Annotated in this window: 6 protein-coding genes; all 6 read right to left on the bottom strand. The window is 70.0% G+C overall.

Going from position 1 to position 7,014, the window contains the following annotated elements; genetic code table 11:
* Nucleotides 1–201 precede the first annotated feature (201 nt).
* A complete protein-coding gene (locus tag ACWDX7_RS12155) occupies nt 202–1,389 on the bottom strand; it encodes a YncE family protein (RefSeq protein WP_451490028.1) in 1,188 nt (395 codons plus the stop codon).
* Nucleotides 1,386–2,168 (bottom strand): polysaccharide deacetylase family protein, encoded by a 783-nt coding sequence (locus ACWDX7_RS12150; protein ID WP_451490029.1) that lies wholly within the window; start codon nt 2,166–2,168, stop codon nt 1,386–1,388. The genes ACWDX7_RS12155 and ACWDX7_RS12150 overlap by 4 nt, the downstream gene beginning before the upstream one ends.
* A gap of 363 nt (nt 2,169–2,531) precedes the next feature.
* Nucleotides 2,532–3,044 carry an ATP-binding protein gene (locus tag ACWDX7_RS12145; protein WP_451490030.1) on the bottom strand — a complete coding sequence of 171 codons (513 nt, stop codon included), beginning with the start codon at nt 3,042–3,044 and terminating at the stop codon, nt 2,532–2,534.
* 402 nt (nt 3,045–3,446) lie between these two features.
* Nucleotides 3,447–4,214 (bottom strand): enoyl-CoA hydratase/isomerase family protein, encoded by a 768-nt coding sequence (locus ACWDX7_RS12140; protein ID WP_451490031.1) that lies wholly within the window; start codon nt 4,212–4,214, stop codon nt 3,447–3,449.
* A 117-nt stretch (nt 4,215–4,331) separates the two neighbouring features.
* Nucleotides 4,332–5,570: a L,D-transpeptidase gene (locus ACWDX7_RS12135; RefSeq protein ID WP_451490032.1), complete on the bottom strand. Its 1,239-nt coding sequence runs from the start codon at nt 5,568–5,570 to the stop codon at nt 4,332–4,334.
* Nucleotides 5,571–5,712: 142 nt separating this feature from the next.
* Nucleotides 5,713–6,933, bottom strand: coding sequence for a L,D-transpeptidase (locus ACWDX7_RS12130; RefSeq protein ID WP_451490050.1), 1,221 nt, complete (start codon nt 6,931–6,933; stop codon nt 5,713–5,715).
* Between the last annotated feature and the right edge of the window lie 81 nt (nt 6,934–7,014).

Here is a 7,014-nt window from a genome sequence, read left to right as displayed (position 1 = left end):
ACCCGACGATCTTCCGATCTGCTTGAACGCCTCGAAGATCACCAGCATCTTGCTGGCCGCGATGCCGATCCCGGTGTCGGTCACCGGGAGCTGTGCGAGCTCCCGGGGCACGGTCACGCCCGGCCGCGGCCGGCGCCGGCCCGCCGGTCCCGGTGGGCCGGTGGGCCGGTGGGCCGGTGGCTGACGCTCAGAACGCTCCGGCTAGCGGAAGACGCCGGTGTGGCCCAGCGAGTAGCGGCCGGGCTGCGGGTAGACGGCGAGACCGTGGGGACCGCCTCCCACCGGGATCCGGGCGAGCTGCTTGCCGCTGGCGGTGTCGATCGCGTAGACCTCGGAGTCGTAGCGCCCCGACAGCCACAGCACCCGGCCGTCGGCGGAGACGCCGCCCATGTCGGGGCTGCCACCGTCGGGCAGCACCCACTTCTTCGTGAGCCTGTTCTCCTTGAAGTCGAAGACGGAGATGGTCCCCTCGCCCCGGTTGGGGACGTACATCTCCTTGGAGTCACGGCTGATGTACAAGCCGTGGCAGCCCTTTCCGGTGAGCAGCAGCTTCGGCGTGTCGAACTTGTCGCCGCTGAGCACCCACATGCCGTGCGCCATCATGTCCGCGACGTAGAAGGTCTTTCCGTCCGGCGAGACCTTGACGTCCTGCGGCATGGCCCCCTCGAACGGCAGTTTCTGCTGACCGACGACCTCCATCCGCTCCGTGTCGACCTTGAGGAGTTCGCCGGAGAACTCGCAGCTGACGATGAAGTAGCGGCCGTCGGCGGAGAAGTCGGCGTGATTGACGCCGTAACAGGTCACGGGGACGGTTTTCACGCGTTCCATCGTGTGCGGATCGCGGAAGACCAGCTCCCTGTCCATCGACGCCATGACGATCGCGTACTTGCCGTTGGGCGTGAAGTACAGGTTGTACGGGTCGTGCACCTCGACGGGCTTTCCGGCCTCGCCGGTGGCCGGATTGATCGGGGTGAGGGTGTGGCCGCGGTTGTTGTTGACCCACAGGGTCTTCAGGTCCCAGGAGGGCACGACGTGCTGGGGCTGGACGCCGACCGGGATGGTGTCGATGACCTGGTACGTCGCCGGATCGATGACCGACACCGTGTTGGAGTTGGTGTTCGGCACGTAGATGCGCGGCGGGAAGTCCTTGACCACCGGGGAGAGGTTGCCGGGCCGGTTGGCCGCGTAGATGTCGTTGGGGTCGAGGACCGGCGGCATGCCGGGCAGGCCCGGCGGGACGGCGGGGATCGCCTTGGCGGGCTCGGCCGGGCCCTTGGAGCCGCGTGCCTCGGCGGATCCCTCGTCGGCTGATCCGCAGCCGGCCAGGGCGGCGAGGACCAGACCGGCCAGCAGCACGGCGGCCTTCCGGGGAAGGCGGGTGGTCGTCATGGGGTCAGCAGCTCCGTGGTGGTCACCGCGCTCAGCTTGCGGCGCGCGAGTTCTTCGAGGAGGGGCGGCATCGCGGCGACCGTGTCCGCGTAGCCGAAGTGCAGGCTCACCACCGATCCGCTGCGGATCGTCCCGGTGACGGTGCGGATGACGGCCGCGGCGCCGGGCGAGGTGAAGTCGAGGGAGTCCACGTCGTACGAGAGGACGTGCGGGTAGCCGGCCCGGCCGGCCAGTCTCTGGACGAGCGGGGTGGCGTACTGGGTCTGGGAGGGCCGGAACCAGGTGCCGATGGAACCGGTGAGGCGCTTGATCCGCTGCGCGCAGCCGGTGATCTCGGCGTAGGCCTCCTCGGCGGGCAGGGAGTTGATCGCCAGGTGGCGCTGGGTGTGGTTGCCCAGCTCGTGGCCGCCGTCCAGGATCCGGCGGGCCATGGCCGGGTACGCGTCGAGCCAGCCGCCGATCGCCAGTACGGTGACCCGCGCGCCCGCTCTTTCGGCCTCGGCCAGCACCGCCCGGGCGATGGCCGGGTCCCCGTTGCCGTGGAAGGTCAGGGCGACCCGGGGACGGTCGCGCGGACCGTGGCCGATCTCCACGGGCTGTCCGGGGAACCGGCGCGGCGCGGCCGGGGCGGCCTGCGCCCGCCGGGCCGCTCCGGTCGGGCCCGGGGGCGCGGCGGAGGGAGGGGCCGCGGGACGCCCCTCCCCACAGGCGGCGGTGAGGCCGACCACGGCGGCGGCGCCGGCGAGCAGGGCGGCGCGGCGACCTGGAAGTGAGAGCACCTGCCCATTTAAGGGGTGTATGGCCTGGAAGATGATGATTGACCCAATTAGGGATATTCGCCGAGGCGGCCTCCGGGGCGGTCCGTCCGCTATGTGATCAACGATTCACGCAGAGCGGTCGATGGTTATTCATTGATTGCTAGGTGGGTGCGCCATCTCACCTAGGATTTAGGGAGAAACTCTTAGTATTTGCACACTTATGTCCGAGTATGGACTTTTGGCGTTCGAGCCCTCGTCTGCCATAGTCGGAATCACGGCTTCCCATTGACCCGAGCGAAGTCGCCACGCCGAGGATCACACCCCCATCGATCCTCGGCGCACCCATGAAGCCCCCGCCCCGCCCACCACGGCGAACAGGGGGCTTCAGGCGTTCTGGCGGTCGGCGACCCGCATCTCGAACCAGGTGATCTTCCCGCGCGGCAGCAGATCGGCGCCCCAGCGGTCGGAGAGCTTGTCGACGAGGAACAGGCCCCGGCCGGTGGTGTCCAGCTCGTGAACCGGCATCAGGCAGGGCAGCCCGCGCGAGGGGTCGCGCACCTCCACCCGGATCCAGCCGCGCCGTCGCAGTATCCGTAAACCGAAGGAGCGGGCTCCGGTGTGCCGCACCGCGTTGCCGACGAGCTCCGAGACCAGCAGCACCGCGTGTTCGGCGATCTGCGGCGACAGGCCCCAGAGGCGGACCACCACGCACTGGGTGAGCCGGCGAGCGGTGCTCGCCGACTCGGGCGTGGACGGCAGCGTCACTTCCGCGTCGGCCGGGCTCCCGTACAACTCCACGGCCTTGACACCCTGTTCGTCCTCAAGCGCCGCCGTGAGCCGTACGGCCGAAGCACTCCCGCGCTGCCGCGGCTGTTCCACACCCTCCAGGCCCGCCATGGACCCATCATGGACGGCCGACCCGCCCCTCCGGGCCGTTCCGCGGGAAAACACCCGCCGGGGCGGGCGGTCCGATGCGACGCCAAGCCCTCCGCCGAGGACGACGGGTTCTCACCCGGGCCGACTTGACCTGCGGTCACATACGGCAGGGAGTCGATCACGGTGAGTGCGTCACCCGCTGCGCTTAAGGCTCTCTTAAGGCCTGGCTAATCCACTCCTAAGGGCTGTCCCGTCATCCCCGGTGGACAGCGCGCGGCGTCAGGTGCGGTGCATCGCAAGGCGGAGGAGCGTCCTCATACTGGGCGCATTCGGGCGCTGGCGACAACGCGGCGAAGTGCCGTAGCTGTCGTCGTGCGCCCGCCGGGGATGACGGGACAGCCCTTGGGAAGGACCTCCCGGCGGTCAGACGAACTTCGCCTTGCCGGGGCCCTCTTCGACGAAGCTGCGCATGCCGCGCTCGCGGTCCTCGGTCGCGAACAGCCCCACGAACCAGTTGCGTTCGATGGTCAGTCCCGTGTCGATGTCGGCCTCCAGGCCGGCGTCCACGCACTCCTTGGCGGCGCGCAGCGCGATCGCGGGGCCCTGGGCCAGCCGGGCGGCCCAGGCGTGCGCCTGCTCGTACACCTCGGCGGCGGGCACGACCCGGTCGACCAGCCCCAGGGCCAGCGCCTCGTCGGCCTTCACCATGCGGCCGGTGAAGATGAGGTCCTTGGCCCTGGACGGACCGATCAGCCGGGACAGCCGCTGCGTTCCGCCCGCGCCCGGGATCAGGCCGAGCAGGATCTCGGGCTGGCCGAGCTTGGCGTTGTCGGCGGCGATCCGGTAGTCGGCGCACAGCGTGAGCTCGCAGCCGCCGCCCAGGGCGTAGCCGGTGACGGCGGCGACGACGGGCTTGGGGATCCGGGCCACGGCGGTGAAGGCGTCCTGGAGCGCGCGGGACCGGGCGATCATCGCCGCGTGGTCCATCGCCTGCATCTCCTTGATGTCCGCGCCGGCCGCGAACACCTTCTCACCGCCGTAGAGGATGACCGCGCGGACGTCGGCGCGGTCGGTGGCCTCCACCGCCAGCTCGCGCAGCCGGTCCTGGGTGGCGATGTCCAGGGCGTTCATGGGCGGCCGGTCCAGGCGGATGGTGCCGACGCCTTCGGAGACTTCGAGAGAGATGGTCATACAGCGGAGGTTAGTGGCCGGGGGGGACCGGGGTCTGCCCCGCACGGGCACGGAACGCGCGGTGGCCCGGTGCTGTGGGTCACAGCACCGGGCCACCGGGTCCCCGTACGGACGGGGCTACTTGATCCACTCCGCCCACGGCATGTTCCAGCCGTTGAGGCCGTTGTCCGGGGCGATCTGCTTGTCCTTCGAGTTCTTCACGATGACCACGTCGCCGATCAGGGATTCGTTGAAGAACCAGGCCGCGGGCTGGTTCCCGTCACCCGCGCCGCGCACGTCGCGCAGGCCGATGCAGCCGTGGCTGACGTTCTCCGAGCCGAAGGTGCCGGCGGAGGCCCAGTAGTTGCCGTGGACGAAGGTGCCCGAGTTCGACAGCCGCATGGCGTGCGGGACGTCGGAGATGTCGTACTCGCCGCCGAAGCCGACGGTCGCGCCGTTCATCCGCGTCACCTTGTACTTCTCGCTGATGACCATCTGACCGTTGTAGGTGGTCGTCGCCGGGGCGCCCGCGGTGATCGGGATGTTCTTCAGGAGCTGCCCGTCGCGGACGACCTCCATCTGCTTGGTGCTCGCGTCGACCGTGGAGATCTGGGAGCGGCCGATGGTGAAGGTGACCGTCCGGGTCTGCTTGCCGTACACGCCGGGGCGGCCTTCGACTCCGTCGAGGGCGAGCTTCACGGTGACCTTGGTGCCCGCGGCCCAGTAGTTCTCGGGGCGGAAGTCGAGGCGGTCGTTGCCGAACCAGTGGCCCTCGATCGGCACGGACGGCTCGGCCGTCACGGTGATGGCCTTCTCGACGGCCTCGGGGTTGGTGATCCCGCGGGTGAAGTTGATGGAGACCGGCATGCCCACGCCGACGGTGGAGCCGTCCTCGGGGGTGTAGTGGCCGATGAAGGTGTTCGTCGGGGTCAGCGTGGTGAAGCTGGTGTCCTTGGCCGACTCCCGGCCCGCTTCGTCCTTGGCGACCGCGTGCACCTTGTACTCGGTGGCGGAGGCGAGGTGCCGGGCGGGCTCCCAGCTCGTGCCGTCGTCGGCGAGCTTGCCCTCGACCGCGTTGCCCTTGGTGTCGGCGACGGTCACCGTGGTGAGCTTGCCGCCGGTGCTCGTTATCTTCAGGACGCCGCTGGTGGCGACCTCCTTGGCGCCGTCGTCCGGCTTGACGCTCACCACGGCCTTGGACGCCTCGGTACCGGTCTTGCCGCTGCCGCCGCCCTCCCCCTTGTCGCCGCCGCCCCCGGCGGCTGCGCCGCCGCCGCAAGCGGTGGTGAACAGCAGGGCCGCCCCCAGCAGGAGGGCCGGCAGGCCGGTGCGGGCGCGGCCGCGTATCGGCTGCAGGTTCACTCGTGTTCTCCCCATGTCCCCCGCGCGCGGACAGTCGCGCGCTTGCCGACAGGTAATCACACGGCGGGATCACGAAGAGCCACGGTCTTGTCACCGTTCCGTCCCAAGTGCCGGGGCCGGCGCCGGGGCCGGCCCGGTCACGGGGGGGCCGACACCCTCACACGAGGGCGGAGCCGGCGACCCAGTCGGCCCAGGACATGTTCCAGCCGCCGAGCCCGTTGTCCGGGGCCACCGTCTTGTCCTGCGAGTTCACCACCTCCACCACGTCTCCGATGAGCGTCCGGTCGAAGAACCAGCCGGCCGGGGTGTCGGAGCCACCGCCCTTGTCGTCGCGCAGGCCCACGCACCCGTGGCTCATGTTGCTGTTGCCGAAGGTGTCGGGACTGAGCCAGTAGTTGCCGTGCAGGAAGGTGCCGGAGCTGGTGAGCCGCATGGCGTGCGGGACGTCGGGGATGTCGTACTCGCCGCCGAATCCGACGGTCTGGCCGTTCATCCGGGTGACGTCGAAGAGCTCCATCACCACCATCTTCCCGTTGTACGTCTTCGTCTTGGGGGCGCCGGCGCTGATCGGCACGGTCGAGAGCAGCTGCCCGTCCCGGCGGACCTCCATGGTGTGCGCGGCCGCGTCCACGGTGGAGATCTGGGAGCGGCCGATCGTGAAGCCGATGGTCTTGTCCTGGATACCGTACGAACCGTTGGCGCCCTGGACGTCGCGCAGCTTCATCTTCACGGTGACCCGGGTGCCCGGCTTCCAGTACTCCTTGGGCCGGAAGTCGAGCCGGTCGTCGCCAAACCAGTGGCCGACGACCTCGACGGCCGGGTCGGAGGTGACGGTGATGGCCCGCTCGACCTCCGCCCGGTGCTCGATCGACCGGTTGAAGTTGAAGGAGATGATCATGCCGGTGCCGACGGTGGAGCGGTTCTCGGGCTTGAAGTAGCCGATGAACCGTTCCTCGGGCACGTAGGTGGTGAAGCTGGTGTGCCGGGCCTGGCGGCGGTTGTGCCCGTCGCGGGCGACCGCGTCCACGGTGTACTTGGCTGCCAGCGCGAGCCGGCCGGCCTCCGGATCGGGGCTCCAGCTGAGCCCGTCCGCCGCGATGGAGCCGGGGACCCGCTCCTCCTGGGCGTCCTCCACCTTGGTGACCACGACCCGCTCCAGGCGGCCCTCGGGCACGGTGACCATGAGCCGGCCGTCGGCCGCGACCCCCTTGGCGTTGTCCTCGGGGGTGATCCGGATGGCCTCGTCCGGCGACCGGGGTTTGCCGGGGAGCTGGATCTCGATCGGGGATCCGCCGTCCTCGGTGCATCCGGCCAGGCCGCCCAGGAGGCCCACCCATGCCGCCACGGCCGCCAAGCCCGCCCCTGCCCGCCTCGTCAGAAATGTCACGCCCCCTCAACGATCGCGCCCCTCCGGGGGAAACGTGAGTGCGGCGCACGTTCCGGGGAGAACCATGGGGGC

The organism is Streptomyces sp. NPDC003034, from assembly GCF_053591375.1.
This window is presented reverse-complemented; position numbering and strand designations above follow the sequence as displayed.

Bases quoted from the DNA above. Each gene is read 5' to 3' on its own strand.
- ACWDX7_RS12135 (WP_451490032.1), bottom strand. From the start codon at position 5,570: ATGGGGAGAACACGAGTGAACCTGCAGCCGATACGCGGCCGCGCCCGC.
- ACWDX7_RS12145 (WP_451490030.1), bottom strand. From the start codon at position 3,044: ATGGCGGGCCTGGAGGGTGTGGAACAGCCGCGGCAGCGCGGGAGTGCT.
- ACWDX7_RS12140 (WP_451490031.1), bottom strand. From the start codon at position 4,214: ATGACCATCTCTCTCGAAGTCTCCGAAGGCGTCGGCACCATCCGCCTG.
- ACWDX7_RS12155 (WP_451490028.1), bottom strand. From the start codon at position 1,389: ATGACGACCACCCGCCTTCCCCGGAAGGCCGCCGTGCTGCTGGCCGGT.